The organism is Hasllibacter sp. MH4015, from assembly GCF_020177575.1.
Taxonomy (GTDB): domain Bacteria; phylum Pseudomonadota; class Alphaproteobacteria; order Rhodobacterales; family Rhodobacteraceae; genus Gymnodinialimonas.
Map to the genome: position 1 here is coordinate 2,136,043 of NZ_JAHTBK010000001.1, position 25,549 is coordinate 2,161,591.

Sequence of the window (25,549 nt, forward strand, 5' to 3'; positions counted from 1 at the left end):
CACCCCTCACCGCCAAACGCGGCCCGTTCGTCTATCGGTTAGGACGCCAGGTTTTCAACCTGGAAAGAGGGGTTCGATTCCCCTACGGGCTGCCACTTCTTCCTCAGCATTACACTCCAAGAGCGACGGTCCGTTCGAACCCGCGCTCGCTGTCGCCTGTCGCACGACTTTCCGTCCAGTTACCCGAACCGGCCGATGTCGTAGGCTGACAGGTCCGCGTTCGGACCGCGGCGGGTGATCAGGTCGGCCACGATCTCTCCCGATTTGGGGGCCATCATCAGGCCGTAATGGGAATGGCCGAAGCACGTGAACAACCCCGCATGGCCCGCGACCTCGCCGATCGCGGGGAGGCTGTCAGGGAAGGACGGGCGCAAGCTGTCCCCACGTCCGGAGGCCCATTACCTGCTGTCTGAGGCGGAGACGTTGCTGTCCCTGTCGCTGTTTGCCAGAAGCTCGGCCCAGATCGAGGAGCTGGCAAAGGCGCAAAGCATTGATTTCGGCTTTGGCGATGCGCCTTCCAGCGCGGAGGGGGAGGCGCTTTACGATTACCAGGTCATCTCGGGCCAATGTTTCGTCGTCCTGCCCCCGGACCACGCCCTTGCCCGTCGTGACACCATTGCGCTTGAGGATCTGGCCGGCGTCGCGCTGGGGACGCTGCAAAGCGACCATGCCCCGCGCGGTAAGCTGAACGACCGGATGAACGCAGCCGGCCTGCCGCTGAATGTCGTGCTGGAAAGCCAGACCTTCCTGCCGGTGCTGCAATTCGTGGAAGCGGGCTTTTGCGCCGCGATCATCGACCCGCTCACGGCCACCCATATCGAGGCAAGCGGACGATCGGGCGACGCCATCATCGTCAAACCCCTCTCCGTGCCGTTCCGCTATCGCTATGGCATATACTGGCCCCGCTTCCGGGCGATCCCGGCCCTGGGGACAAGCACGCGCCTCGCGTGGGAGGCGGAGGTGTGGCGCTACCTCACGGAGATCGGAGCCGACCCCCGAAGGGAGCAGGCCTGAAGCAGCGTCAGATCAGCTCGGACAGGGTGTCTTGATAGGCGAATAGCGCCGCCAGCCCGCCGGTATGGATGAAGCAGACCCGGCTACCCTTGGGGATTGCGCCGCTTTCCACCAATACGGGGACGGCGGCGAAACTTTTCGCCGTATAGACCGGATCCAGCATCAGGCCCTCGCAACGCGCCATCATCTTCATCGCCGCGCGGGCATCGGGGCCGGGTTTTCCGTATCCCGGCGCAAGGGCACCGTCCCAGGTCCAAATATCTGCATCGCCAACGGCGCGCGCCCCGTCATAGAGGTCGTTGAGCCGCGCCATCACCCGCGCGATGCGTGGCGTCTGCTTGGCTGCCGGGCGCCTGACGCATGATCCGATGACCGGCACCGCACATCCCGCCCCGCGCAGACCGGCCAGCAACCCCGCATGGGTCGACCCGCTGCCCGAGGCGACCACGAAGACATCGAAATCATCCCGTTGTGCCAGTATCTCATGCGCCGCGTCCACGTAACCAAGCGCGCCAAGCGGGGGATGCCCCTCGGACAGGTGGATGATGTAGGGGCGCTTGCCCTTGCGGAGCAACGCGTCGGCCCGGGCGTGCAGGGCCGCATCCGCGCCTGCCTCATCCTCCCCGTCGGGGTATTCTACGATCTCCGCCCCCAACAGGCGCGACAGGAGGACGTTTCCGCTTTGGTGATACAGCGGGGAGGTTCCGGCCACGCGGCGTTCCAACTGCACGATGGGATGCATCCCGCGCCGTCGGGCGATCGCGGCGGCAAGGCGCGCGAAATTCGACTGGACCGCGCCGGTGATCAGGATCGTATCGGCCCCCTCCACCTCCGCCGCTCCGAAGTAATATTCAAGCTGCCGTGCCTTGTTGCCGCCCAGGCTCGGCCCCGCCAGATCGTCACGCTTGATGTGCAGGTCGATCCCCAGCCGTTCGGAAAGAACCGCCGCATATTCAAGCGGTGTGGGGGTCGTGACGATGGGCAGGCGCGGATGCATGGGCAATGGTGAAACGCCGTGTCGCCGATGGCAACAGGCTAGGGCGCGATGCGATGCGGAGCGTGCGCGCGTCCCTGCGATACCCGCAGCCCGGGTCAGGTTCGCCCGGTATAGGCCCGGATCGCCGCGCGGGTGCCGTCGGCCCAGATCTGGGAGAGCCAGCGCGAAAAGGCATCGCGAAACGCAGGGGCATCGGCCAGATCACCGTAGATATTCGCCTGTTGCAGCCACGCCTCGGGCCGTGTGCGCGCCGCCTTGGCCGCCGCATTCAGCTCCTCCCAGAACGGATCGTTCGGCGCGATGGCGGTGCCGTCTTCCCGCGTGCCCTCGCACATCCGCGCCCAAAGCGCCTCCACCAGGGCCAGCCCCTCGACATCCTTGCCGATTGCCAGTGCGTCGCGCAGCACCGGCAAAAGGAACCCGGTGTGCCTGGCGGAGCCGTCGAACGCGACCCGGCGCGTGGTATCGCGGATCTCGGGGTTCGCGAAGCGGCGCTGGACGAGGCGCAGGTAATCGAGCGGCGTCGTTCCGGGGACGGAGCTGACATGCGGCGTGATCTCTTCGCGCTGCACCTTCTCGAACAAGGCTGCGACATCGGGATCGGCCATGCAATCGGCAATCGTGTCCAGCGACAGCAACTCACCCGCATTGGCGATGACCTGATGGCCGGCATTGAGGATGCGGATCTTCATCGCCTCGAAGGAATGGACGTCCCGGGTCAGGGTGGCACCGGCATCCTCCCAGGGCGGGCGTCCGGCGCAGAAGGCATCTTCGATCACCCATTGGCGGAAATCCTCGTGGCAGACGGGGGCCGCGTCGTCGATGCCATGGCTCTGGGCAAGCGCGATCTCCGCCGCGCCGGTGGCCGGTACGATGCAATCGACCATGGAATTCGGAAACGCCGCCGCCTGCCCGATCCAATCGGCCAGATCATCGTCGATCAGCCGGGCCAGCCCAAGCACCGTCTGGCGCAGGATATCGCCGTTGCCCTGCAGATTGTCACAGCTTTGCACGGTGAAGGCACCGTGGCCCGCCGCGCGGCGTTGGCGCAGCGCCTCCACGATCGCGCCGTAGACCGTAGCGGGTGCATGGGGGCTGCCCACGTCGTGCCGGATATCGGGGTGGTCGGCATCGAAGGCGCCGGTCACGGGGTCGGTGTAATAGCCGCCTTCCGTCACGGTCAGCGACACGATGCGGATCGCGGGCTCGGCCATCTGCGCGATCAACGCGGCGTTGCCCTCCTCGATCGGCAGGTAGTCGATCATCGGGCCGATGACCTCCACACCCGTGCGGCCGGGCGACAATTCGATCAAGGTGGTCAGGTAATCCTGGGCCGCCAGCTTGTCGCGCATCTTCGCGTCATAGCTGCGCACCCCCGCGCCGATGATCGCCCAATCCAGTGCCTTGCCCTGCTGCATCAGCCGATGCAGATACCACGCCTGGTGGGCACGGTGGAAATTGCCCAGACCGATATGGACGATCCCGGCGCTCAGGTCTTCGGGGCGGTAGCGTGGCGTGTCGATATGCCCGGCAAGCGCGTCCAACCGATCCCATCCGAGCGGAACGGGCGTATCGGAGCGAACATTGTCTTTCATCAGCTCATCCATTGGCCGCCATCTACATTGTAACATTGGCTGACGATGTAATCCGCCTCGGCGGAGGCAAGGAAGACCGCCATGCCCGTCAGATCCTCGGCCCTGCCCATCCGCCCGAACGGCACCGCCGCCCCCACCTCTCGCTTCTTCTGGCCCGGTGCCTTGCCCTCGTACTTGGCGAAGAACGCATCGACCCCGTCCCAATGCTCCCCGTCGACCACGCCGGGGGCGATGGCGTTCACGTTGATGCCATGTTCGATCAGGTTCAGGCCCGCGGATTGCGTCAGGCTGATGATCGCGGCCTTGGTGGCGCAATAGACCGCGACCAGGGACTCTCCCCGCCGACCCGCCTGGCTGGCCATGTTGATGATCTTGCCACCCTTGCCGTCGGCGATCATCCGGCGGGCCACGGCCTGTAGGGTGAAAAGCGTGCCACGCACGTTGATGTCGAAGCAGCGCGTGTAATTGGCCTCCGTGATTTCCACGATCGGGGCGGCCGTGAAAATCGCGGCGTTGTTGATCAGGATGTCGATCCGGCCGAGTTCTTCGGCCGCCGCCGCGACCCCGTTGTCGATGCTGGCCACGTCCGACACGTCCATCTGCACCGCCACCGCGCCGATCTCGGACGCCGTCGCTTGGGCCCGGTCCAGGTCGATATCGGCGATCACGACGCGGGCGCCTTCGCTGATATAGGTCTCGGCAAAGGCCCGCCCGATGCCGCGTGCGGCCCCGGTGATCAATGCGCCTTTGCACGCCAACCGTGTCATGCGATCCGCAGTCCCTCGGCATCGAAACGGTGCAGGTGCTGAAGCTGCGGCGTCAGGTACACGGTGTCGCCGTGCTTGACGCTCACCTCACCGCCCGCGCGGACGGTCATCGGGTCGCATCCCGGAATGCCATGGATGTGGATGAACGTGTCCGAGCCAAGGTGCTCCGCCACGCCCACTTTGCCCTGCCATTTGCCGTCCGTCGTCGACACGTCCAGATGTTCGGGCCGGATCCCGATGGTGGTGGCGTCATGCTCCGCCGCCGCCGCGCCGTCGATCAGGTTCATCTTGGGCGAGCCGATGAAGCCCGCGACGAACGTGTTGCGCGGCGCACGGTAAAGGTCCAGCGGGGAGCCGACCTGCTCGATATGGCCCGCACGCAAGACCACGATCTTGTCGGCCATGGTCATCGCTTCGACCTGGTCGTGGGTGACGTAGATCATCGTGGTGTCGAGCTTCTTGTGCAGCTCGGAGATTTCCATCCGCATCCCCACGCGCAACGCCGCATCGAGGTTGGAGAGCGGTTCATCGAACAGGAATGCCGCCGGTTCGCGCACGATGGCACGGCCGATGGCGACCCGCTGGCGCTGACCGCCCGACAGCTGCCCCGGGCGCCGATCCAGGTAATCCGTCAGGTTCAGCGCCGCCGCCGCATTCTCGATCCGCCGGGTCTGCTCCGCCTGATCCATACCCGCCATGCGCATCGGGAACGCGATGTTCTTGCGCACGGTCATATGCGGGTAAAGCGCGTAGGACTGGAACACCATTGCCAGCTTGCGCTTGGCGGGCGGGACCATCGTTGCATCTTCGCCGTCGATGTCGATCTGGCCGCTCGTCACATCCTCCAGCCCCGCGATCAGGCGCAGAAGCGTGGACTTGCCGCAGCCCGAGGGGCCGACGAATACGACGAATTCCCCGTCATTGATCTCCAGGTTCAGCGGCGGGATGACTTCCACGTCGCCGAACTTCTTCTGGACGTTTTCAAGTGAAATCTTTCCCATAACGTGTTTCCTTTCAGTCCCTTACGGCGAGCAGCACGCGTGCTACCCTACTTAACGGCGCCGAATGTGAGGCCGCGGACGAGTTGTTTCTGGCTGAACCAGCCAAGGATGAGGATCGGCGCGATGGCCATGGTGGAGGCCGCGCTGAGCTTGGCGAAGAACAGACCCTCGGGCGAAGAATAGCTGGCGATGAACGCCGTCAGCGGCGCGGCATCCACCGATGTCAGGTTGAGGGTCCAGAAGGCCTCGTTCCACGCGAGGATGAAGTTGAGCAATATAGTCGACGCGATGCCGGGCACCGCCATCGGCGTCAGTACGTAAAGCAATTCGTCCTTCAGGCTCGCCCCGTCCATCCGCGCGGCTTCGAGGATCTCACCGGGGATTTCCTTGAAGTAGGTGTAAAGCATCCAGACGATGATCGGCAGGTTGATGAGCATCAGGATCACCACCAGGGCGTAGCGGTTGTCGAGCACGCCAAGCTGGATGCACAGCAGGTAGATCGGGTAAAGCACGCCGACCGCGGGCAGCATCTTGGTCGACAGCATCCACAGCAAGATGTCCTTGGTCCGGCGCGACGGCACAAAGGCCATGGACCACGCCGCGGGCACCGCCACGAGGATGCCCAAAAGGGTCGATCCACCGGCGATGAACACCGAATTCCACAAGAACCGCATGTAATTGGAGCGTTCCTGCACCACGCCGTAATTCTCCAGCGTCCAGTCGAAGAACAAGAAGACGGGCGGGTTCGCGATCGCCTCCGCCTCGGTCTTGAAGGAGGTCAGGATCGTCCAGAGGATCGGGAAGAAGATCAGAAGCCCGATCGTCCACGCAATCGCGGTGTTCACCGCTTTTCGTTGTGTCGTGACGGCGCGTGCCATGCTTGGTCTCTCCTCAACGGTCCAGGTTCTTGCCGACGATGCGCATCAGGAAGATCGCAACGATATTGGCAAGGATGATGGCGTAGACACCGCCCGCCGATCCCAGGCCGACATTCTGGCTTTCCAGAACCCGCTGGTAGATCAGGTAGGTGAGTGTCCGCGTGCCGAAGGCACCGCCGGTGGTGACGAATATCTCGGCGAAAACCGCCAGAAGGAAGATCGTCTGGATCAGGATCACGATGGTGATCGCGCGGCTCAGATGCGGCAAGGCGATGAAGAAGAAGCGTGCCAGCGCGCCCGCGCCGTCCATCTCGGCGGCTTCCATCTGCTCGCTGTCGAGCGACTGGAACGCGGTCAGCAGGATCAGCGTCGCAAACGGCAGCCATTGCCACGAGATGATCAGGATCAGGGAAACCATGGGAACGTCGCTTAACCAGACCACCGGATCGGCCCCGAAGGCGCGCCACAGATGCGCGAACAATCCGTTGGTGGAATCCATGATCATGTTCTTCCAGACCAGCGCCGACACGGTGGGCATCACGAAGAACGGCGCGATCACGAGGATGCGGACGATCCCCTGCCCCCACATCGGCTGGTCCAGCAGCATCGCCAGAAGGATGCCGAACAGGATCGACACCAACAGAACGCCGCCGACGATGATCAGAGTCGTGCCGACCGCCGGCCAAAATGAATTCGAGGTCACGAAGGAGGAGAAATTGCTGAACCCGACCCAATCGAGATCCGGGAAGCCCTGGATGTAATCCAGAAGGAAATCGCCGAACCCATCGCCCCGCTCCCCGATCCGGTCGCCGCGGAGCGGCAGGAACCGCTTGAACGAAAAGATCAGCGTCAGCGACAGCGGCACCAGCATCCAGACCAGAAGCAGGAAAACTGCGGGGGCCATCATGATCCGGGCTGCTGATCGGGAATGCTGGGTCGCCATGACACATATCCTCTTCATTCAGGCGCACCTGGCCCGGTGAATATCAGGGTAAAAATGTAGTAGAAGTTTGGGGTGTTGTGGAAGGCGGCGGGAAGATTTCGCCGCCTTCCGGTCTTTGCCTTGGAGGCTTACTGGTAACCAGCGGATTCCATGGCTTCGTTCACGATCGCCTGGGCATTCGCCAGCGCGTCCTCGATGCTCTGCTGACCGGCATACGCGTTCGAGAATTCCTGGCTCACTTCTGTCCAGAAGCCCGCCCATTCCGGGATCGCCATGAACTGGACGCCCGTGTAGGGGACCGGATCAACGGTCGGCTCGTTCGGGTTGGCCGACAGGATCGAGTCGAGCGTCATCTGCGCGAACGGCACTTCCTGGTAGTTCGGGTTGTCATATAGCGACTGGCGTGCGCCCGGAGGCACGTTGGCCCAGCCTTCGTTCTCGGCAACCAGCTCGATGTAGTCGGCGGAGGTCGCCCACTCGATGAACTGAAGCGCTTCGTCGGCTTGCTGCGTGCCGGCAGGGATTGCCAGCGCCCATGCCCAGAGCCAGTTCGACCGGACACCCAGACCATTGTCGGGTGCCAGGGCGAAACCGACCGAGTCGGCCACTTCCGAATCGTCGGGGTTGGTCACGAAGGATGCCGCAACCGTGGCGTCGATCCACATGCCGCACAGGCCCTGCTGGAACAGCGAGAGGTTTTCGTTGAACCCATTGGTGGCATAGCCGTCAGGGCCGAAATCGTTCATCAGGTCGACGTAGAAGTTAAGCGCCTCGGCCCATTCCGGGCTGTCAAGCTGGGCAACCCAGTTTTCGTCCACGACGCGGGCGCCGAAGGAGTTTGCGGTGACGTTGATGAAGGCGCCGCCTTCACCCCAGCCCGGCTTGCCGCGCAGGCAGATGCCGTTGATGCCGTTTTCCGGGTCGTCCATGGCCTCGGCCGCTGCACGAATATCGTCCCAGGTGGGAGCTTCCGGCATTTCCATGCCTGCCGCTTCCATCAGGTCGGTGCGATACATGACCATCGAGGATTCGCCGTAGAACGGTGCTGCATAAAGCGTGCCGTCATGGGACAGGCCTGCACGCATGGCGGGCAGGATATCGTCGACGTTGTATTCTTCCGACAGGTTGTCGAGCGGGACGAGCCAGCCGTTGGCGCCCCAGATCGGTGCCTCGTACATGCCGATGGTCATGATATCGAACTGGCCACCTTCGGTCGTGATGTCGGTGGTCACGCGCTGACGCAGCACGTTTTCCTCAAGCGTCACCCACTCGACATTGATGCCGGTCTCTTCGGTGAACTGGTCGGTGTAGCCCTGCATCCGGATCATGTCGCCGTTGTTCACGGTCGCGATGGTGATGGTGGGCGCGTGGCCGTCGGCAAATGCCGCAGTGGCCGTAGCACACAGCGCAAGGGCGCTGGTCGTGCGAAGCACGGTCTTCGTAAACATCCGGTTCCTCCCTGAATTGGATGTGATGCGTGTAGGGTGCGCTGGAATCTCCGGCGCGTCAACAAATTTCTTTACGCGCGTAAATTTCACCCGCAAGAACCGGCCTCAGGCAGAGTCCCGCAAGATCAGGCGCGTCGGATAAAGCGTTTCCTGACGGTCGCTTAGGTCCCGTTCGCCTTCGATCACCTCGAACAAAGTCTTCACCGCGTGGGTCGACACGGCCTCGTAATCATGGGCCGCGGTGGTCAGCGACGGGCAGGTGAATCGCGAAAACGGGTGGTCGTCGTGGGAGGCGACTCGCAGATCACTCCCCTTCGCGCGGCCCACCTTCAGGCCCCGCTCGTAACAGGCCGCGAGCAACCCGATGGCCAGGCGATCGTTGCTGCACAGGATCGTCCGGGATTTCAGCCGCCCGTCCGCGATCGCGTCATGGGTGCCCGCGCGCCCGATCTCCTCGAAGCCCCAGCCTTCGCCTTCGACACTGATGACATCGGGCTCCAACCCCGCGCGCTCCATCGCCGCGATATAGGCCAGGCGCCGCTTGTTGGCATTGGGGTTGGCGGGCGTGCGCATCTCGAAGAAACTCGGCGGTTCACCGGTGCGGCACAGGTATTCCACGGTCTGATCCACGAAACTGGCATTATCGGACCCGATGAACGCCGCGCCCAGATGCTCGAGGTTGCTGTCGAACAGGACCGTCGGCACATGTTCGCAAAACGCCTCCACCGCGCGCTTGTCGGATCTGCGCCCCAGCGGGGCTAACAGCACACCGGCCGGCTTCAGCGCGCGCAGCGTCTCCAGGTTGTCGTTTTCCTGATCCACCCCCCCGTGGGAGCTGAGCAAGATGGGCCGGAACCCCGCCTCGATCACCAATGTCTCCAACGCGCGCGCGATCTCCGCAAAGAACGGGTCGGCCAGGAACGGCACGACGATCCCGATATTCTTCGTCAGCCGCCGGTTCTGGTTCACCGCATAGATGTTCGGGCGGTAATCATAGCGGTCAAGCGCCGCCTCGATCCGCGCGCGGGTGGAGGCCCGGACGCTTTCGGGATCGTTGAAATACTTCGATACCGTCGGCCGGGAAATGCCGCTTTTCGCGGCAAACTGTTCCATGTTTCTGATCGGCTCGGTGCTCATCTCATCCCAATACGTGTCTTGTGGCCCGGCCCGCGGGCCTGCACCCCTTAGCGCGCGTAAAGTATGCGCACCCTAGCGATCGCCGGGGCGAAGCGTCAACACGGGCGGGCAATTCAGCGCCGCTCGGCCACGTGATCGGCGACGGCCCGTTTATAGAGATCGCGAATGTGCGCCGTGACCGGTCGCGCGCCCGTGCCGATCGCCTTTCCGTCGATCTCCGCCACCGGCGTCTGCGCCCCGAATGTCCCGGTCAGGAAAGCTTCCTCGGCCCCATACGCCTCGTAAAGGGAGAAATTCCTCTCGAACACCGGAATGCCATCGGCCCGGCACAGGTCGATCACCTTCTGCCGTGTCACCCCGTTCATGCAATAATCCCCGGTGGAGGTCCAAACCTCCCCCCGGCGCACGATGAAGAAGTTGCACGCATTGGTGGTGTTCACGAACCCATTGGGGTCGAGCATCAGCGCCTCATCTGCGCCCGCCTGTTCGGCCTGCAGACACGCGATCACGCAATTCAGTTTGGAGTGGGAATTGTACTTGGCGTCCTGGCTCATCGGCAGGCCGCGGACCTGGGGCACGGTGGCAAGGCGGATGCCCGTCTTCTGCAAGCCGTCCACCGGCTTGGAATGTTCCATGATAATAACCATGGTCGGCCCCGACCGGCTGAGCGACGGATGCTGGAACGGCTTCACCTTCACGCCACGCGTCACCATCAGGCGGCAATGGACGTCGCTGTGCATATCATTGGCGGCCCGCGTCGCCTCCAACGCGGCGGCCACGCCGTCCGCATCCATGCCCGGATCAAGGCTCACGGCTTTGCAGGAATTCAGGAAGCGATCCATGTGCTCGTCGAAGAACGCCCAGACCCCGTCATAAAGCCGCATCCCTTCCCACATCCCGTCGCCCAACATGAACCCGCTGTCATAGACGGAGATCTTGGCGTCATCGCGGTGCACGATCTCTCCGTTGACGTAGATCTTGATGTCGGCATTGCGCGGGTCTTCCAGCGCGTCGTGGGTGGTCAGGGCGGTATCTTGCATCTGCGTGTCTCTCGGATCTGTCCCGGTCCGACGCTGCCACGGTGCGCAACAAATGTCCCGTGCCTTTAGCCGCCCGCGAAGCGCCGGGCCAGGCGCGGCAGGTCGACCCGCGCCCCCAGGCGTGTCGCCAGCAGGTACAATCCCCCGATCTTGCGTTGCAGGAACAAGGTATCCGCGGGCGGAATGTGCCACAGGTCGCGCTCCTGCCCTATCACCTGCCCCCGCGCGCGCAACTCTTCCGCCAAACGGCTGGTGGCGAAATCGAAGGGCTCCGGCCCGCGCAGGGCGGCGAAACCCATCTCCGCCATGTCGAGGATCGCGGCGCAATGCGCCTCCGACAGGCCGGGTTTGATGAAACCGATCCGCTCCAACTCCGCCAGGATATCTTCGCGCATCCCGTCCAGACCTGCGCGCAGCAAGCGGCGATGCCCGTCCGCAAGCGCGGCCGGGATCTCCCGCGTGGCACCGAAATCAAGCAAGACGATCTGCCCCGTCTCGGCCCGCCAGCGGTAATTGGCGAAATTCGGGTCGGTCTGCATCAGCCTAAAGTCGAACAATTCGCACAAGCACAACTCGATCAAGGCCGATGCGGCGGCGTCGCGGGTGGCGGTGTTGGCCTCGGCCAATGCCTCAATCGGGACCGACGGCTCGAATCGCATCGCCAGCACGTCGCGGGTGGACAGATCGGGGCGATGCACCGGCACGACAAAGCGCGGATCATCGGCCAGGACCGTGCCGAACCGGGCAAGGTAGCGGCCCTCGCGGTCATAATCCGCCTCCTCGTGCAATTGGCGGCGCGCCTCCGCCATCACGGGGCCGAGGTCCAGTTCCCGGGGCCAAAGACCGGTCCACCGGATCAGGCCCGCGACATTGTCCAGATCGCTGTCGATGGAGGTGCGGATACCGGGATATTGCACTTTCAGCGCCAGCCGCATCCCGTCTTTCGCCTGCGCGCGGTGAACCTGCCCGATGGAGGCGGCCGCGATGGGGCGCGTGTCGAAACTGCGGAAATGCCGCCGAAAATCGGGGCCATAGGCATCGCTCAGCACCTGTTTGAGCTGCCCGGGCGGCATGGCGTCGGCATCCGCGCGCAGGCGGGCGAGGATATGGGAAAGCTCCGGCGGCAACACGTCGCCGGTTTCCATTGACAGAAGCTGCCCCAGCTTCATCGCCGCCCCACGCATTTCCGACAGCCGATCGGCGATGCGGGACAGGTTGGCTTGCGTCATCAGGATCTGCGCCATATCGGGCCGTTGGCCGGTCAGCGCCGCGCGGGCCCGCCCCGCCGCCGCGCGCGCTGCAAGCCCCGTGGCCAATCCGCCGAGCTTGGTGAACCGTGACAGCCGCCCCGTCGGCACCGCGCGTGACGGCGGCGGCGGGGGTGGTGGCGTACGAGGCGGGGAATGGTCGGTCATGGGATGTGCGGTCACGGGATAAGGATCGTTACTCCCGTTGGACCTAGGGCAGCGGGGCGTGGCGAACAGGGCCACGGCCCGCCGCCCACCTCATCGACCGCTTTTCCGGTTGAACATCACGAAGCGGCCCCGCCCCTCGTTCTTGGCGCGGTAGAGCGCCGTATCAACGTCCGACATGATCTGCTCAAGGCTTGGCCGGTCGGTATATTGCGTGCTGGCCACGATGCCGATGCTGGCGGAAATCCGGCAGGTTTCCCCCTCGAAAGGGATCGGCACCTCGATCCGGTCGATCAGGCGCTGCGCGATCCGCGCGGCCACGAAGGGCGGCACGGCGGGGCGCAGCAGCACCACGAATTCATCGCCCCCCACCCGCGCCGGGAAATCGGTGCGCCGCAATTCCCGCGACAGGATGCGGCCCACCTCCATCAGCACCGCGTCGCCCGCCGCGTGGCCAAGCGTATCGTTGACCGTCTTGAACAGGTCGAGGTCGAGGTGCAGCAGCGTGAAATCCTGGTGCAGATCCTCCAGCGCCCGCGTGATCTGGTCGTCCATCGCGCGCCGATTGGCGAGGCTGGTCAGCATGTCGGTCCGCGCCTGCCGCTCCGCCGCGTCATGGGCTGCGCGCAACCTCTCCGACAGGTGCCGCGACAGCCGCGCGGTGGAGGCGTTGGCCTCATGGAGGTACAGTAACTCCACCGTCTGATCGCAGGGGGAAAAGTCGCTGAGCGTGAGGGAGAAATCCGCGACCGCCCGCGCGAAGGACAGGCCAAGCGAGACATCCATGATACCCCCCTGCCCGCCCGTATCCGGGTCCGGCACCGCGAAGGCCACGCCGCGCAACGGGATATCCGGGGCCGATTGCAGCGCCAGCGACAGGCGACAGCCCGCGTGGCTCAACAGGTTTTCCATATCCGCGATGCCGCGCGGACGGCGGAACTCCATCCGATCGAACACGCAATCCCCCACGGGATTGTCGAGGCCGAGCATCTTGGCGATGGTCGGCGCGGCATGGAGGATCGTGCCGTCGGGACCAAGCGACAGGTGCATGGGCATCAGCCGATCCATGATCGCGGCGGGCAAGGCGCCGTCGATGCGCGGCATCGCGCCCTGGATGCTCATGCCTCCACCTCGCCCAGTTGGAAGTGCCGCCCGGCGGCGTGGTGCAGATCATGCACCTCGATCTCCAACCGCTCCTCCCCGTCGGTCACACCGGCCAGACGCAAGGTGGCCAGCGCCCCGTAATCGTCCGCCATGGCCCGCATCGCGCCGAACAGGATCGGCCCGATCCCCGGCATCTTCCACCGCGCGGCCAGCCGATAGCGGTGGGGGCCAAGCGGCGTGACCACGATTTCCGGCATCTCCAGTTGCGGCATCGCCATGCGCCCCCGATCGGCCAATTCGTCCAGTGACAGGATGAATTCCCGGAACGTGGCACCGCCGAAGCGCAGCAAGCGCCGCAATTGACCCAGCGGCGGGTGGGTGATCAGGAACGTCCCAAGGTCTTCCAGCAGGGCGGTGGGCGGTTGATGCGTGACCTGGGTTGCGGCGGTGAAGCAGGCCATCGTGTAACTGTCATCATAGGTCAGCATCGTCTCGAAGTCGTCGAATGGCAGATCGGCGATGCTGCGCACTTCCGCCCAGACGTCATCGCCGTAGGTCGCCACCAGAAAACCCTGGAGCGCGCGGTTGATCATGCCGTGCATCGTGTCTCACCCTTGCCTCAGTGCCACTGCGCATCCGGACGCATGGGGCGCGCCCGGGTCCGGGGACGCTAGCGAGAATGGGTAAAGAAAGGCTTTCGCGCCGGGCGGGCAGGATCAGAAATCGGTGGGTGCCCCGCCTTCGGATTTGCGCCGCGCCACGAAGTCGCGCAATTCCTCGCGGATCGCGTCGTCCATCGGCGGGGCCTCGAACTCTTCCAGGATCGCCTTGTAGGTCGCGTGCGCGCGCTCCGCGGTCCAGACCGCACCATCCAGATCCCATGCCTCGAAATTGCGCCAATCCGACAGGAACGGGGCGTAAAACGCCTCCTGATAGCGGTCCTGAGTGTGCTGGCAGCCGAAGAAATGGCCGCCCGCGCCGACCTCCTTGATCGCGTCGAAGGCCAGATCATCCTCCGACGTGCCGAGGATCTGCGGCTCGAAATAGCGCTGGATCTGCTGGATTACTTCGCAATCCATGACGAACTTCTCGGGCGATGCGATCAGCCCGCCCTCCAGCCATCCCGCCGCGTGGTAGATCATGTTCGCGCCCGCCTGCACGCCCGACCAAAGGCTGTTGGACGTCTCCCACATCGCCTGCCCGTCGGGCACGTTGGCGGCGCAGACCCCGCTTGCGCGCATCGGCAGCTTGTAGAAGCGCGCCATCTGCCCCGTCATCTGGGTCGCGCGCATGTATTCCGGCGTCCCGAATGCGGGCGCACCCGATTTCATGTCCACGTTGGACGTGAAGGTGCCGATGGCTACCGGGCATCCCGGCGCGATCCATTGCAACAGCGCAATCGCCGCCAACCCTTCCGCAATACTCAACGCCACCGCCCCGGACAGGGTCACAGGCGCCATGGCTCCGGCCAGGGTGAAGGGCGTCACCACCACCGGCTGGCCCCGCCGCGCCAGGCGCATCGCGCCGTCGAGCATGGGGAAATCGTGTTTCAGGGGGCTGACGGAGTTGATGTTTGTGTACATTCGCGGGGTGGCATCAAACTCCTCATGGCTCAGCCCGCCGGCGATCCGCACCATCTCCATTACGTCGTCGACGCGCTCGGCCCCCAGCGAATAGGCATGGGCCACCTTGTCGGTCAGCGTCAGCTTCTCGTAGAGGCAATCGAGGTGCCGCACGCTCGCATGGACGTCGATGGGCTCCACCGGGTAGCCGCCCGCGAAATGGATGCAGTTGAAATACTGCGTCAGCTTGATGAATTCGACGTATGTCTCCATGTCGCCGGGCCGCTTGCCCCGCTTCAGGTCCCACGCATTGGGGGGGGAGGACACGTTACCGAAGACCATGTAATTGTCACCCATCACCAGCTTGCGGTCCGGATTGCGCGGGGTGATGGTGAATGTCTCGGGCGCGCGGGCGATCATCTCCTCCACGAAATCGCGCCCGAAAAAGACGGTCTGCCCCTCCACCTTGCAACCCGCCTGCTTCAGGTGCCCAATCGCTTCGTCGTTGAGGAATTCGATCCCGATTTCCGACAGGATGCGCATGGCGCCGTTGTGGATCGCCTGCACCCCGTCCGCGTCAAGCGGCTCCGTCGGGCGGTCGGTGTTGCGCGGCAAGCGCCACGGCGTCTGTTCGATCGCATGGGCATTGGCGCGCGCGGTGGAGGCGGCGCGCCCCCCCGCGCGGCGACGTCTTGCCGGGGCGGGGGCGTCGGCGGGTGTGATGTCGGCGGCGTCGGTCATGTCGGAACCTTCTGGTGGGCGGGCGCGTAGCCCGCTGGTCGTCCCCACACTTCCCCAAGCCGCCCCCGCGATGGTGTTCGGAAAACGACGAGAAGGCGTCGCATTTGTCGGATGTCCCGCTTATGTCGCGCCGCGTCCGTCCAGCCACGGGCCAAGGGCCGCGATGTTCGACAGAACGACATCGGCATGGGGGGCCAGATCCTCGTGCGTTGCCACGCCGGTCAGGACACCGATGGTCGTGAAGCCCGCCGCGCGGCCCGCGTCGATGTCGTGGGTCGAGTCCCCCACCATCACGAGGGCGTCGGGCCGCAGCCCGGTCTGCCTGGCGAATGCGTCGCACATGCCGGGGGCCGGTTTCGCGCCGTACCCGCTGTCGGACCCGGCGATGAAATCGAAATCCCCTTCGATGCCCGCCATCCGCAGATGCGCGCGCGCCGCCCGTTCGATATCGTTCGTCGCCACGCCAAGGCGCAGGCCCCGCCCCCGCAGATCGCGGAACGTTTCGGGCAACGGCACGGCAGGCACCAGTTGCGTGTTGGTCGCCTCGTCCATCAAAACCTGTCTGATCGCTTGCCTGTCGCGACCGGGCAAGGCGGCGGCAACCGCATCGACCACCTCTTCCGCCGTACCCGCGATCACGAAACTGCCGCGGCGGATTTTCCCGGTCGCAAGGTCATATCCCAGCACGTCCGCCAGATGCGTGCGGATACCCGCGTCACCCGCCGCGAAATGTCGGATCATTCGGTCCACCCAGCCGCCCCAGCTGCGTTGGAAATCGAACAAAACGCCGTCCTTGTCGAACAAGATCCCCTCGATCCGCGTCACGGGGTCAGGTCCAGTTCGGCAGGTGGCCACCGGGCAGCGCGGCGCGGATCATGGCGAAATCCTGCGCCGGAATGCCCGTGGCCGCGGACGCGTCGAGGACCCAGCGGTCGTCCATCAGCAGGAACTCCATCATCGCGGCCAGGAAGTCCGGATCACCGGCGCGCAGGCGCATGTCAGCCTCGCTCGTTCCGGTCGCGTTCATGAAAACCGGAAGCAGATCCTCGTCCCCCGCGAGCCAGGCCAGAACGGTCAATGCGCGGGCTTCGGCGAAATCTTGCTGCATGATTTCCACTTCCTTGCGGCTTAAAGGGTTTGTTAACCATTGCCCGTCAGATTTCGACGCAGAGCCGGACATGCGCGTAAACATGTCTATAGTTTCGAGAGGATGAGGTACACATGGCGGGGCGTATTCTGGTCGTTGACGATGTAGCCACGAACCGCATCGTCATGAAAGTAAAGCTGGCCGCCGCCTGTTATGCCGTCGAACAGGCCGAGAACGGGGCCGATGCGATCCGCGCCGCGCGGGAGTCGCGGCCGGACCTGATTCTCCTCGACGTGATGATGCCAGACATGAACGGGCTCGACGTCTGCCGCGCGCTCAAACGCGATCCGGCGACGGCGGACATTCCCATCGTCCTGATCACCGCGCTGACCGACACCGATGCCAAGATGGACGGGTTGGAGGCGGGAGCCGACGATTTCCTGACCAAACCGGTGGAAGAGGTGACGCTGCTGGCCCGCGTCCGGTCCCTGCTGCGCGCCCGCGACACGGTGCGCGAGCTGGAGATGCGCGATGACACCGTGTCGGCCATGGGCTTCGCGGAGGCGGCCACCGGCTTCACGGCCAAGCAAAAGCCGGGCCGCATCGCCCTTGTGGCCCCCGGTCCGCGCGGGGCCGTCCTGTGGAAGACCGCGATCAATGACCGGCTGGATGCGGAGGTGCGGATCATCCCGCGCGAGGCCGCGTTGGCGGAGGCGACGGCGACCGGCCACGCGGCGCCCGACGTATTCGTGATTTCCGTCGATCTGGCGCAACGCAATGAAGGCCTTCGCCTGCTGTCGGACCTGCGCTCCCGCCCCGGCACGCGCCATGCCGCCTCGATCATGATCCTGCCCGAGGGCGATAGCGAACGGGCGGCGATTGCGCTTGATCTGGGGGCGAGCGACGTGCTCCACGACCCCTTCGATGCCAAGGAACTGGCGATCCGCATCGGCGTGCAGCTCGACCGCAAGCGGCAATCGGACCGTATGCGTGCGGGCGTTCGCGCGGGGCTTGAGGCGGCGGTGACCGATCCGCTGACCGGCCTGCACAACCGCCGCTACGCCCTGCACCGGATGGAACAGATGCTGGCCCAACCGCGCCCGTCGCTCGCGGTGATGATGATCGACCTCGACCATTTCAAATCGGTCAACGACCGCCACGGCCACGGGGCGGGGGACGCCGTGCTGTGCGAGGTCGCCAACCGCCTGCGCGCGCAATTGCGTGGCGGCGATCTTCTCGCCCGCATGGGGGGGGAGGAGTTTCTGGTCGCACTACCCGGCTGCGACGCCGATCACGCCACCGAATGTGCGGAACGCCTGCGCCGCGCGGTGGCCGACCGTCCGTTCAACATGGGGCCCACCGACGGGGAACGGCATGTCACCGCCAGTATCGGCCTTGTCCTGCCCCACGACCCGCCCGGGGCGCTGTCGCCCGAAGGTCTGATCGACCGGGCCGACCGGGCGCTCTACCACGCCAAGGACCAGGGGCGCGACCAGGTGCGCCAGGCGACCGAGCCCGCCTCCGCCGCCTGAACGCGCTACACCCGCACACGCCGCCCGGCGTGCTCACTCTCCGCCCGGCGCGCGGCCCCGGCCACCCAGGCGGCGCATCATCCGCTCCAGGTTGTCGGCGAGCGCCCGGCGCTCCTCCGCCGTCATTGTCTCCACTTGATCCAGCAACGCCGTGTGACCCGCCTCCTGCAACGCGATGGCGCTGGTGCGGCTGGCGCGCAGGGCGGCCTCCGCGGCGGCGCGGTCGAACGGATCGGCGCGCAACGCCTCCTGCACCGCGCGCAGGGATCGACCGATGGCGCGGCGTTCTTCGCGCAGCGGATTTCCCTGGGCCTCGATCCGCCCGCGCAGGTCCTGCCGGTCCTCCCGGGACAGCGCCACCACGAACGGCCCTAGCCCCAGCGTCCGGAGGGCCGGTGCCGTGCCGCGGTCCCCCGGCCCACCCTCGCGGCCCAGAACCACGCCGCCGATCAGCCCCACGATGGCCAAGTTCAGGGCCAGCGAGACCGCCAGCGCGATCTTCACCCACCGGCCCGCGCCCTTGCGCGTCGGCGTCTCGATTGGGTCAGACATCTTCACCCTCCGTCCACAATTCCCCCAGATCCGGGGTCACGCCGAGGCCCGTTTCCGTAAAGCTCAACGCATCACCTCCCAAAAGCGCCTCGATCTCGTCGGGGGCATACAGCCCCACGGCCAGCCCCACGATCCCCGCCGCCGTGATGCCCGATACCGCGCTCCACCCGCCGATCCCCGCGATCACCCCGCGCCACCAAGGCACCCTGCCGCGCGGCGCGTGGGCGGGTTTGGCCGGGCGCGCCTGCACCCTGTCCGCATCGGCCAGCACCCGGGCCATCAGATCGCCCGACGGCGCATCGCCGCGCGCCTCTTCCATCAGCGCGTCAAAGGCCTCGTCTTCGCGGTCATTGGCCATATCCAAGGGCCTCCTTGTGGTGTTTCAATGCGGCGCTCAGCGCCCGTTTACCCCGTGCGGTCAGACTTTCCACCGCTTCCACGCCGATCCCGAGGGCCTCGGCGATCTCGGGGTTCGATAGTCCCTCGATATGGCGCAGGACGACCGCCTGTCTCTGCCGCTCGGGCAACGTGGCCAAGGCCGCGTCCAGCGCCGCCATCCGCCCCATGTCCTGCAAGCGCGTCTCCATCCCCGGCGCGCCGTCGGCGAAATCGTCGTCGCCCAACTCCACCGCGCGCCCCGATTTCCGCAAGCGGTCGATGGACAGGTTCGCCACCACCTTGTGCAACCAGGTCGACGGCTTGGCACTGCCATCGGCGCGCCACTCTGCCGCCGCGCGCCACAGGCGCAGCATCGCCTCCTGCGCCACGTCCTCGGCCGCCGCCCGGTCGCCCAGAACCCGGGCCGCATGGCGAAAGGCGCGGGGCAGCAGACGCTCGGTCAACAGCCGGGCCGCGCCCGGATCGCCGTGGGCGAAAAGGACCATCAGCGCCCCGTCATCCAGCGCCGCAAGCTCTGTATCCGCCTGCCCCATGAACCGTGCTTACCCCGTCGCGATGCGTATTGAAACGGGCGGTCCGCCACCTGCGCGGACCGCCCCCAAGCGTCAGGGCTCAGTTGCCGCCGCGCCGGTTGCCCATCCGCTCGATGAAGCGCGCGACGCCCTCGTCGAACTCGGCCTGCGTGACCTCTCCGTCGCCATTGGCGTCCAGACGCTCGAAGATGCGCTCCGGGCTCGGGCCGCGGCGGGAATGGCGGCCGCGATCCTCGCGCGCCTCTTCCAGCTCGGCCTGGGTCAGCATCCCGTTGCCGTCGCTGTCTGCGCGTTCCAGCATCCGGTCGACGCGGGCCTCGATCCGGCCCTGACCCTGCGCGATCAGCTCCGCCCGGGTCAGGTTGCCGTCGCCGTCGGTATCGGCGCGGGCGAACCGGTTCTCTCCTGCCGCCTGCAATTCCTCCAGCGTCACGGCGCCGCTATTGTCCGCGTCCAGCTCCTCGAAGATGAAGCGCGGGCCGGGGCGGTCGCCCTGATCCTGGGCAAAGGCCGGGGCGGCCAGGGCGGCGGGGATCATCAGGGCAAGGATGCCTGCTTTCCATAGGGACATGCGAATACTCCTTTTGTCTGCGTGTCTGGTATGTCCCACGGGCGGGGCGCGGAATTCCGTCGAAACTATTTTCCGGGCGCGGTCGCGGGCCTGCCCAATGCGCGCCAAAGTCGCGGGCCGCGGCCCTTTACGATTGCCCTGCGGAGGCGCATCTTCCGCCCATGGACACGCATCCCGACACCCCGCATTCCGGCCTGCCCGATGACCAGACGCTCTACACCCCCGCGCGGGCGGAGCGTCCGGCCTGGCCCGCCATCGCCAAGGGCCTGCGCCACCGCTGCCCCAATTGCGGCGAGGGCGCGCTGTACGAAGGGTATCTCAAGCTGCGCAAGGGATGCCCCGCCTGCGGGGAGGATCTGAGCCATGCGCGCGCCGATGACGGGCCCGCTTACCTCTCGATCCTGCTGACCGCCAAGGTCATGGGCACGCTGCAATTGTTGACCTATGAGCTTTACCAGCCGGAGCCTTGGGTTCTCGCGCTCACCTTCTCCATCGGGGTGACGGTGATGGCGCTGGCGCTGCTGCCGCGCTTCAAGGGGCTGATCGTGGGCGTGCAATGGGCCAAGCGGATGCACGGATTTTGAACGACCCCGCCCCGATCCGCGATGCGGCCACTGTGATCGTGTTGCGCGACGCGGCCACGCGGCCCCGGGTGCTGATGGGCCAGCGCGGCAAGGACGCGGCCTTCATGCCGTCGAAATTCGTCTTTCCCGGCGGGGCCGTCGATGTGGTGGATGCCGACATCCCCTTCGCCCGCCCGCTGCGCCCCGATTGCCTCAGCCGCCTGTCCGATGGCGGGGCCGATGCCAACGCGCTGATGGCCGCAGGCGTGCGCGAATTGTGGGAGGAGACGGGATTGCTCCTTGGCACGCGCGATGCCCGCGCCGCCGACATCACCGCGCCCCGCGGCTGGCGCGGCTACCTGGCGACCGGCCACCTGCCCGACGGGGAGGCGATGGAATACGTCTTCCGCGCCATCACGCCCCCGGGCCGCCCGCGCCGCTTCGATGCCCGCTTTTTCCTGGTGGAGGACAGCGCGCTTGGCTCGGACGCCGATGACTTCTCGGGCGCCGAGGATGAGCTGAACCATCTGCAATGGATACCGCTCGATGAGGTGCGCGGCTTCGACATGCCCTTCATCACCGAGGTCGTGCTGGCCGAACTGGCCGCCCGCGTCGAAGGCCGCGCCACACCCGGCGTGCCGTTCTTTGACAATTCGACCGAGGAAAGCCGGTTCCGGCGGCTCTGATCGCGCCCGCTACGCGCCAAGCCCCGCCCACAGGATCATCGCCAGCGACACGACCACCAGCGCGATGCCGATCACCTCGTTCCGGCTGGTCTTCTCCTTCAGCCAGAAGGCGGAGAAGAGGAACGTGAAGACCAGCTCCACCTGCCCCACCGCCTTCACGTAGGCCGCCGTTTGCAGCGCGAAGGCGATGAACCATCCGGTTGAGCCGAGCATGGAGGTCAGGCCCATCGGCAGCGCCACGCGCCACGCCGCGAAGACCTTGCCGATCTGCCCCGGCTCCCGCAGCGCCAGCCACAGACCCAGCGACAGGCTTTGCACCAGCGTCGCCGTCAACAACGCCACGCACGCCCGCAGCGGCGCATCCCCGCCCTCCAGCGCCAGCGTCGCCCCGCGGTAACAAACGGCGGAGACCCCGAACAACAGACCCGACGCCAGGCCATAGCCCGAGGCCGCGTTGAACACGCGCTTGGTCCACGGCAGCCCGTCCTCCTTCGGGGGGTCCGACAGGGCCAGAACGCCGGCGAAACCGATGGCAATCGCCACCAGGACCGGAAGGGACACGGCCTCCCCCAACACGACCAGACCCACGAAAGCGGTCAGGATCACCTCGGATTTCTTCAGGGTGATGCCGACGTAGAAATTCCGCCGCGCGAACAGCGCCACGACACAGGCCGTTGCACACATCTGCGCCAGTGCCCCGGTGACGACGAAGGCCCAGTATCCCGGCCCGATCCCCGGCATCGCCTGTCCGCTTACGCCGCGATAAAGGATCAGCGCCAGCGCCACGAACGGCACCGCGAACGCGAACCGCGCCCAGGTCGCGCCGCCCGTCGACAGGGTCGTGACCTTCAGGTGCCGTTGCAGCAGGAACCGCAGGTTCTGCATGAACGCAGCAAAGACGGAGGCGACGATCCACAAAGGCATGACAGCCTCATGCGCGCGCGGGCGCGGATTGCCAAGTTATTTGTGCAGCATCATCGGATGGGGCACCGGGTCCTTCGCGCGCAGAAGATGGCGGCGGAAGATCTCCGCGTAGCTGCGATAGCAATAGCCATCATTGCGGCGCAGGTACTTTTCTCGGTTGTTGAAATAGATCTTCGGCAACCGGTACCACGGCAGCTTGGGATGCATGTGGTGAACCACGTGGAGGTTGTTGTTGAGAAACAGGAACGCGAGGGGGCCCCTATCCTCGATGATGACCGTCCGGCCCCGCGCGCGTTCATGGGCCTGATGCTCCAGGAACGTGCGGATCTTCAGGATCGACAGGCCCCCGTAACACGCCAAGAGGTAGGCCCAGACCGGCATGGGTGAGACGGCGACCAGCCAAAGGATCGCGCCGCTCAGCCCCAGGTGACAGGCCCAGGCCCACGACACGCCGCGATCCCCCGCCCGGATCAATCGCGCATCCGCCCCCATGAACATCACTTGCGCCACCACCGGCCCGATCAGCATCCGGCCCAGAAGCGTGTTGTTGACGGCCAGCACGGCGCGGACCGGACCCGACAAGGCGGCCCAGGCCACCGGGTCGAAATAATTGCTCTCGGGATCGTCGTAGGGGTCTGTCAGGGTCGCATCCATGTGATGCGCCAGGTGCGTGTCGCGAAACCGGATATAGGGGATGGCCAGGTTCAGGGACGCGAAGACCAACGGCTCCCCCAAACGCCGGTCGCCGAACGGATGGCCGTGCAGGACCTCGTGTTGCAGCGATGCGTGCAGCGCGATGGCAAGGGCCGCGACCACGATGGCGAGCGTCGGGCTGAACCCCGCCACCCAGAAAATCGCCGCCAGCCAGACGGCATAACACAGCCCGATCAGGGCGAGTGTCGGCCACTCGATCCGCATCCTTGCTCCAACGCTGTTGAGAACCAGCGGGGTCAGACCGCCGGGTATGACAAACCTATGACACCTTGCATCGGGCGGGCAGTCCGTGTTTTCTCCACAGGAAAACAACATTGCTGGATTTTCTCAACGATGCTGGATTTGATCGACAAAAGAGAGCGCGCGGACCTATTCCGCGACCGCCTCATGGCCGCGCTGACCGCCTCCGGCCTCAGCCGCGCGGCGCTGGCCCGTGCGGTGCAGGTCGATCGCTCCACGGTCACGCAGATGCTGGCCGACGGCGACAGCCGGGTGCCGGGCGGCCATGTGGTCGCGGCCTGCGCGCAGGCCCTCGACGTCTCCGCCGACTGGCTCCTCGGCCTGACCGACCGGCCGGAACAGGCCGGCGCGCTCCTGGAATCGTCGCTCTCGATTTCCGAGACCGGGCGCGCCACCACGCTCGATGACCAGATCTTCGAGTGGCAGCAGGAAGCGGAGGGCTACAAGATCCGCCACGTCCCCGCGACCCTGCCCGACGTGCTCAAGACCGACGCGATGCTGCGCTGGGAATACGCGCCGATCACCAATCGCCGCCCGGACGAGGCCATCGACGCCGCCGCGGAGCGTCTGGATTGGCTGCGCCTGACGCTTAGCGATTACGAGATGGCGATGGCCGTCCACGAGATCGACAGCTTCGCGCGGGGCGAAGGCTACTATAAGGGCCTCGCCGCCGCCGACCGGATCGAACAGCTCGATTGGATGATCGAGGTCTATGACCGGCTCTATCCCGGCCTGCGGATCTTCCTCTTCGATGCCCGCGCTGTCTATTCCTCACCGGTCACGGTGTTCGGGCCGATGATGGCGGTGATCTATATGGGCCGTCATTACATCGCCTTCCGCGACCGGGACCGGGTCCGCGCCGTGACGCAGCATTTCGACTGGCTGGTGCGGGAGGCGACGGTGTCCGCGCGCGACATTCCCGATTACCTGCGCGGCTTGCGTGATCAGGTGCGCTGACCCACGAAACGGCCGACGCCTTCCGGCGCGGGCAATCCCGCATGGGCCTCCTTTGCGGTCGTGAACCACGCCGCCACATCCCGCCTCGGCGGGGCGGAGCGGCGGGTCGACAGGTCCATATGCAGCAGCAATTGCTCGCCCGTCGCGCAAAGCCGCCCGCCCACGCTCAATTCGTGCCAGACATGGAGCTTCTTGCCCCCGCCCTCCATCACGCGGGTCCGCACCTCGATCCGGTCGCCGATATTCACCTCGTCCAGATGGCGGATATGGGTCTCCACCGTGAACACGGAATGGCCCTCCGCCACGCAGGCCGCATCCATCCCGGCCCAGTCCAGCATCTGGTCCGTCGCGTCGGAAAAGACGGTCAGGTAATGGGCCTCGTTCATGTGGCCATTGTAATCGACCCAGTCCCTCGGCACCGCGCGGTCGAGCGTCACGGGCGGCTGCGGCAGGCTCGGGTCCGGTTCCGCCAACCTGCCCGCCGCCTTCGGCGTGGCCAGCGTCACGTCCAGCATCCCGCCCAGGATATCCGCCATCGCATCGCCGAAGCGGACGTGATCCTCCGCCTCCCAATGGACCCCGTCGATATCGGAGACCTGCACATGATCGCCCGCCCGCACGAAGGTCACGCCCTGCCGTGCCGCCATCTCCGCGAAGTGATCCTCCAGCCCCGCCTGCCGCGCCTCCGCGCCCGCGAAAGCCTCCGTCAGCACGCCCGTCTCCCGCACCGGCGCGGGGGCGACGACAACGATGCCCACCTCCGGCAGCGCCGCGCGGGTGATCCCTACCAACCGCTCCACCGATTTCGCAATGTCGAAGGCGGAGGTGGCGAAGCGCGGCTTGAGGTCATTGGTCCCCAGCATCAGCACCACCACATCCAGCGGCGCGTGGCTCGGAAGGATCGCAGGCAGAACCTCCGCCCCGTTGCGATTGCCGCCATCGACCGGATCGTGATGCACCGTCGTGCGCCCCGGCAGCCCTTCGCAGATCACCTCGACCCCCGGCCCCAGCCTGTCGGCCATCCGCTCCGGCCAGCGCGTGGCCTTCGGATGCCGGTCGAACCCGCCCAGCACCCGCAGGGGGATCGTGCCATGGCTGTTGCTGTCGCCGTAGACCAGTATCTGCGCCATCACGCCCCTCCCCCGCGACGCG

The 25,549-nt window shown here is 65.9% G+C and carries 28 protein-coding genes and 1 tRNA gene; 6 read left to right on the forward strand and 23 right to left on the reverse strand.

Going from position 1 to position 25,549, the window contains the following annotated elements; translation table 11 throughout:
* Positions 1 to 20: 20 nt before the first annotated feature.
* Positions 21 to 95: transfer RNA gene (locus KUW62_RS10980), tRNA-Glu, on the forward strand.
* A gap of 84 nt (positions 96 to 179) precedes the next feature.
* Here the strand turns inward: KUW62_RS10980 and KUW62_RS10985 are convergent.
* Positions 180 to 314: a hypothetical protein gene (locus tag KUW62_RS10985; RefSeq protein WP_370632881.1), complete on the reverse strand. Its 135-nt coding sequence runs from the start codon at positions 312 to 314 to the stop codon at positions 180 to 182.
* Here KUW62_RS10985 and KUW62_RS10990 point away from each other — a divergent pair.
* Complete coding sequence (locus KUW62_RS10990) at positions 307 to 1,014, forward strand: LysR substrate-binding domain-containing protein (RefSeq protein ID WP_224815522.1); 708 nt, start codon at positions 307 to 309, stop codon at positions 1,012 to 1,014. The genes KUW62_RS10985 and KUW62_RS10990 overlap by 8 nt on opposite strands.
* A 7-nt stretch (positions 1,015 to 1,021) precedes the next feature.
* On the opposite strand, the gene KUW62_RS10995 is transcribed toward KUW62_RS10990, so the two are convergent.
* From KUW62_RS10995 to KUW62_RS11065, 15 genes are all read right to left on the reverse strand, one after another.
* A complete protein-coding gene (locus KUW62_RS10995; RefSeq protein ID WP_224817094.1) occupies positions 1,022 to 2,011 on the reverse strand; it encodes a D-cysteine desulfhydrase family protein in 990 nt (329 codons plus the stop codon).
* Between the two features lie 95 nt (positions 2,012 to 2,106).
* Positions 2,107 to 3,606, reverse strand: coding sequence for a mannitol dehydrogenase family protein (locus tag KUW62_RS11000; RefSeq protein WP_224815523.1), 1,500 nt, complete (start codon positions 3,604 to 3,606; stop codon positions 2,107 to 2,109).
* Complete coding sequence (locus tag KUW62_RS11005; protein WP_224815524.1) at positions 3,606 to 4,373, reverse strand: L-iditol 2-dehydrogenase; 768 nt, start codon at positions 4,371 to 4,373, stop codon at positions 3,606 to 3,608. Before KUW62_RS11005 ends, KUW62_RS11000 begins: the two co-directional genes overlap by 1 nt.
* On the reverse strand, positions 4,370 to 5,374 hold the full coding sequence (locus tag KUW62_RS11010; RefSeq protein WP_224815525.1) for an ABC transporter ATP-binding protein: 1,005 nt from the start codon (positions 5,372 to 5,374) through the stop codon (positions 4,370 to 4,372). The genes KUW62_RS11005 and KUW62_RS11010 overlap by 4 nt, the downstream gene beginning before the upstream one ends.
* Positions 5,375 to 5,421: 47 nt before the next feature.
* A complete protein-coding gene (locus KUW62_RS11015) occupies positions 5,422 to 6,252 on the reverse strand; it encodes a carbohydrate ABC transporter permease (RefSeq protein WP_224815526.1) in 831 nt (276 codons plus the stop codon).
* Between the two features lie 13 nt (positions 6,253 to 6,265).
* Positions 6,266 to 7,195, reverse strand: coding sequence for a carbohydrate ABC transporter permease (locus tag KUW62_RS11020; protein WP_224815527.1), 930 nt, complete (start codon positions 7,193 to 7,195; stop codon positions 6,266 to 6,268).
* 128 nt (positions 7,196 to 7,323) lie between these two features.
* A complete protein-coding gene (locus KUW62_RS11025; RefSeq protein ID WP_224815528.1) occupies positions 7,324 to 8,643 on the reverse strand; it encodes a sugar ABC transporter substrate-binding protein in 1,320 nt (439 codons plus the stop codon).
* 105 nt (positions 8,644 to 8,748) lie between these two features.
* Positions 8,749 to 9,780: a LacI family DNA-binding transcriptional regulator gene (locus tag KUW62_RS11030; protein WP_224815529.1), complete on the reverse strand. Its 1,032-nt coding sequence runs from the start codon at positions 9,778 to 9,780 to the stop codon at positions 8,749 to 8,751.
* Between the two features lie 113 nt (positions 9,781 to 9,893).
* Entirely contained in the window at positions 9,894 to 10,820 is a 927-nt protein-coding gene (locus KUW62_RS11035; protein ID WP_224815530.1) for an aminotransferase class IV, read from the reverse strand.
* Positions 10,821 to 10,885: 65 nt separating this feature from the next.
* Complete coding sequence (locus KUW62_RS11040) at positions 10,886 to 12,235, reverse strand: AarF/ABC1/UbiB kinase family protein (protein ID WP_224815531.1); 1,350 nt, start codon at positions 12,233 to 12,235, stop codon at positions 10,886 to 10,888.
* Between the two features lie 90 nt (positions 12,236 to 12,325).
* A complete protein-coding gene (locus tag KUW62_RS11045; RefSeq protein ID WP_224815532.1) occupies positions 12,326 to 13,354 on the reverse strand; it encodes a GGDEF domain-containing protein in 1,029 nt (342 codons plus the stop codon).
* On the reverse strand, positions 13,351 to 13,938 hold the full coding sequence (locus KUW62_RS11050; protein WP_224815533.1) for a heme NO-binding domain-containing protein: 588 nt from the start codon (positions 13,936 to 13,938) through the stop codon (positions 13,351 to 13,353). The genes KUW62_RS11045 and KUW62_RS11050 overlap by 4 nt, the downstream gene beginning before the upstream one ends.
* Before the next feature lie 114 nt (positions 13,939 to 14,052).
* Positions 14,053 to 15,639, reverse strand: coding sequence for a trimethylamine methyltransferase family protein (locus KUW62_RS11055; RefSeq protein WP_224815534.1), 1,587 nt, complete (start codon positions 15,637 to 15,639; stop codon positions 14,053 to 14,055).
* A gap of 120 nt (positions 15,640 to 15,759) precedes the next feature.
* Positions 15,760 to 16,464 carry an HAD family hydrolase gene (locus KUW62_RS11060; protein ID WP_224815535.1) on the reverse strand — a complete coding sequence of 235 codons (705 nt, stop codon included), beginning with the start codon at positions 16,462 to 16,464 and terminating at the stop codon, positions 15,760 to 15,762.
* A gap of 4 nt (positions 16,465 to 16,468) precedes the next feature.
* Positions 16,469 to 16,747: a DUF3572 domain-containing protein gene (locus KUW62_RS11065; protein WP_224815536.1), complete on the reverse strand. Its 279-nt coding sequence runs from the start codon at positions 16,745 to 16,747 to the stop codon at positions 16,469 to 16,471.
* Positions 16,748 to 16,860: 113 nt separating this feature from the next.
* Here KUW62_RS11065 and KUW62_RS11070 point away from each other — a divergent pair, with 113 nt between their 5' ends.
* Positions 16,861 to 18,258 carry a diguanylate cyclase domain-containing protein gene (locus tag KUW62_RS11070; protein ID WP_224815537.1) on the forward strand — a complete coding sequence of 466 codons (1,398 nt, stop codon included), beginning with the start codon at positions 16,861 to 16,863 and terminating at the stop codon, positions 18,256 to 18,258.
* Between the two features lie 33 nt (positions 18,259 to 18,291).
* On the opposite strand, the gene KUW62_RS11075 is transcribed toward KUW62_RS11070, so the two are convergent.
* The 4 genes from KUW62_RS11075 to KUW62_RS11090 form a co-directional block, all read right to left on the reverse strand.
* The gene (locus KUW62_RS11075; RefSeq protein ID WP_224815538.1) at positions 18,292 to 18,810 is read right to left on the reverse strand and encodes a periplasmic heavy metal sensor; all 519 of its coding nucleotides are present in this window, start codon (positions 18,808 to 18,810) and stop codon (positions 18,292 to 18,294) included.
* Positions 18,803 to 19,168 carry a dihydroorotate dehydrogenase gene (locus KUW62_RS11080; RefSeq protein ID WP_224815539.1) on the reverse strand — a complete coding sequence of 122 codons (366 nt, stop codon included), beginning with the start codon at positions 19,166 to 19,168 and terminating at the stop codon, positions 18,803 to 18,805. Before KUW62_RS11080 ends, KUW62_RS11075 begins: the two co-directional genes overlap by 8 nt.
* Positions 19,158 to 19,742, reverse strand: coding sequence for an RNA polymerase sigma factor (locus KUW62_RS11085; protein WP_224815540.1), 585 nt, complete (start codon positions 19,740 to 19,742; stop codon positions 19,158 to 19,160). The genes KUW62_RS11080 and KUW62_RS11085 overlap by 11 nt, the downstream gene beginning before the upstream one ends.
* A gap of 79 nt (positions 19,743 to 19,821) precedes the next feature.
* Entirely contained in the window at positions 19,822 to 20,313 is a 492-nt protein-coding gene (locus tag KUW62_RS11090; protein WP_224815541.1) for an EF-hand domain-containing protein, read from the reverse strand.
* A 161-nt stretch (positions 20,314 to 20,474) separates the two neighbouring features.
* Between KUW62_RS11090 and KUW62_RS11095 the strand changes: the two genes are divergently transcribed.
* Together KUW62_RS11095 and KUW62_RS11100 are read left to right on the forward strand one after the other, a co-directional pair.
* Positions 20,475 to 20,897, forward strand: coding sequence for a DUF983 domain-containing protein (locus KUW62_RS11095; RefSeq protein WP_224815542.1), 423 nt, complete (start codon positions 20,475 to 20,477; stop codon positions 20,895 to 20,897).
* Entirely contained in the window at positions 20,870 to 21,562 is a 693-nt protein-coding gene (locus KUW62_RS11100) for an NUDIX hydrolase (RefSeq protein WP_224815543.1), read from the forward strand. The genes KUW62_RS11095 and KUW62_RS11100 overlap by 28 nt, the downstream gene beginning before the upstream one ends.
* A gap of 9 nt (positions 21,563 to 21,571) precedes the next feature.
* Here KUW62_RS11100 and KUW62_RS11105 read toward each other — a convergent pair whose 3' ends face one another.
* Complete coding sequence (locus KUW62_RS11105; RefSeq protein WP_224815544.1) at positions 21,572 to 22,486, reverse strand: DMT family transporter; 915 nt, start codon at positions 22,484 to 22,486, stop codon at positions 21,572 to 21,574.
* 36 nt (positions 22,487 to 22,522) lie between these two features.
* Positions 22,523 to 23,404, reverse strand: coding sequence for a fatty acid desaturase (locus KUW62_RS11110; RefSeq protein ID WP_224815545.1), 882 nt, complete (start codon positions 23,402 to 23,404; stop codon positions 22,523 to 22,525).
* 129 nt (positions 23,405 to 23,533) lie between these two features.
* On the opposite strand from KUW62_RS11110, the gene KUW62_RS11115 reads away from it, so the two are divergent.
* Positions 23,534 to 24,397, forward strand: a complete 864-nt coding sequence (locus KUW62_RS11115; RefSeq protein ID WP_224815546.1) for a helix-turn-helix domain-containing protein — start codon at positions 23,534 to 23,536, stop codon at positions 24,395 to 24,397.
* Here KUW62_RS11115 and KUW62_RS11120 read toward each other — a convergent pair.
* Positions 24,385 to 25,527, reverse strand: coding sequence for a thioesterase family protein (locus KUW62_RS11120; protein ID WP_224815547.1), 1,143 nt, complete (start codon positions 25,525 to 25,527; stop codon positions 24,385 to 24,387). The two genes, KUW62_RS11115 and KUW62_RS11120, sit on opposite strands and share 13 nt — an antisense overlap.
* Positions 25,528 to 25,549: the final 22 nt, after the last annotated feature.

Excerpts from the sequence above, each read along its gene's own strand:
- KUW62_RS10995 (WP_224817094.1), bottom strand. The coding sequence starts at position 2,011 with ATGCATCCGCGCCTGCCCATCGTCACGACCCCCACACCGCTTGAATAT.
- KUW62_RS11000 (WP_224815523.1), bottom strand. The coding sequence starts at position 3,606 with ATGAAAGACAATGTTCGCTCCGATACGCCCGTTCCGCTCGGATGGGAT.
- KUW62_RS11005 (WP_224815524.1), bottom strand. The coding sequence starts at position 4,373 with ATGACACGGTTGGCGTGCAAAGGCGCATTGATCACCGGGGCCGCACGC.
- KUW62_RS11010 (WP_224815525.1), bottom strand. The coding sequence starts at position 5,374 with ATGGGAAAGATTTCACTTGAAAACGTCCAGAAGAAGTTCGGCGACGTG.
- KUW62_RS11015 (WP_224815526.1), bottom strand. The coding sequence starts at position 6,252 with ATGGCACGCGCCGTCACGACACAACGAAAAGCGGTGAACACCGCGATT.
- KUW62_RS11020 (WP_224815527.1), bottom strand. The coding sequence starts at position 7,195 with ATGGCGACCCAGCATTCCCGATCAGCAGCCCGGATCATGATGGCCCCC.
- KUW62_RS11025 (WP_224815528.1), bottom strand. The coding sequence starts at position 8,643 with ATGTTTACGAAGACCGTGCTTCGCACGACCAGCGCCCTTGCGCTGTGT.
- KUW62_RS11030 (WP_224815529.1), bottom strand. The coding sequence starts at position 9,780 with ATGAGCACCGAGCCGATCAGAAACATGGAACAGTTTGCCGCGAAAAGC.
- KUW62_RS11035 (WP_224815530.1), bottom strand. The coding sequence starts at position 10,820 with ATGCAAGATACCGCCCTGACCACCCACGACGCGCTGGAAGACCCGCGC.
- KUW62_RS11040 (WP_224815531.1), bottom strand. The coding sequence starts at position 12,235 with ATGACCGACCATTCCCCGCCTCGTACGCCACCACCCCCGCCGCCGCCG.
- KUW62_RS11045 (WP_224815532.1), bottom strand. The coding sequence starts at position 13,354 with ATGAGCATCCAGGGCGCGATGCCGCGCATCGACGGCGCCTTGCCCGCC.
- KUW62_RS11050 (WP_224815533.1), bottom strand. The coding sequence starts at position 13,938 with ATGCACGGCATGATCAACCGCGCGCTCCAGGGTTTTCTGGTGGCGACC.
- KUW62_RS11055 (WP_224815534.1), bottom strand. The coding sequence starts at position 15,639 with ATGACCGACGCCGCCGACATCACACCCGCCGACGCCCCCGCCCCGGCA.
- KUW62_RS11065 (WP_224815536.1), bottom strand. The coding sequence starts at position 16,747 with ATGCAGCAAGATTTCGCCGAAGCCCGCGCATTGACCGTTCTGGCCTGG.
- KUW62_RS11070 (WP_224815537.1), top strand. The coding sequence starts at position 16,861 with ATGGCGGGGCGTATTCTGGTCGTTGACGATGTAGCCACGAACCGCATC.
- KUW62_RS11075 (WP_224815538.1), bottom strand. The coding sequence starts at position 18,810 with ATGTCTGACCCAATCGAGACGCCGACGCGCAAGGGCGCGGGCCGGTGG.
- KUW62_RS11080 (WP_224815539.1), bottom strand. The coding sequence starts at position 19,168 with ATGGCCAATGACCGCGAAGACGAGGCCTTTGACGCGCTGATGGAAGAG.
- KUW62_RS11085 (WP_224815540.1), bottom strand. The coding sequence starts at position 19,742 with ATGGGGCAGGCGGATACAGAGCTTGCGGCGCTGGATGACGGGGCGCTG.
- KUW62_RS11090 (WP_224815541.1), bottom strand. The coding sequence starts at position 20,313 with ATGTCCCTATGGAAAGCAGGCATCCTTGCCCTGATGATCCCCGCCGCC.
- KUW62_RS11095 (WP_224815542.1), top strand. The coding sequence starts at position 20,475 with ATGGACACGCATCCCGACACCCCGCATTCCGGCCTGCCCGATGACCAG.
- KUW62_RS11100 (WP_224815543.1), top strand. The coding sequence starts at position 20,870 with ATGGGCCAAGCGGATGCACGGATTTTGAACGACCCCGCCCCGATCCGC.
- KUW62_RS11105 (WP_224815544.1), bottom strand. The coding sequence starts at position 22,486 with ATGCCTTTGTGGATCGTCGCCTCCGTCTTTGCTGCGTTCATGCAGAAC.
- KUW62_RS11110 (WP_224815545.1), bottom strand. The coding sequence starts at position 23,404 with ATGCGGATCGAGTGGCCGACACTCGCCCTGATCGGGCTGTGTTATGCC.
- KUW62_RS11115 (WP_224815546.1), top strand. The coding sequence starts at position 23,534 with ATGCTGGATTTGATCGACAAAAGAGAGCGCGCGGACCTATTCCGCGAC.
- KUW62_RS11120 (WP_224815547.1), bottom strand. The coding sequence starts at position 25,527 with ATGGCGCAGATACTGGTCTACGGCGACAGCAACAGCCATGGCACGATC.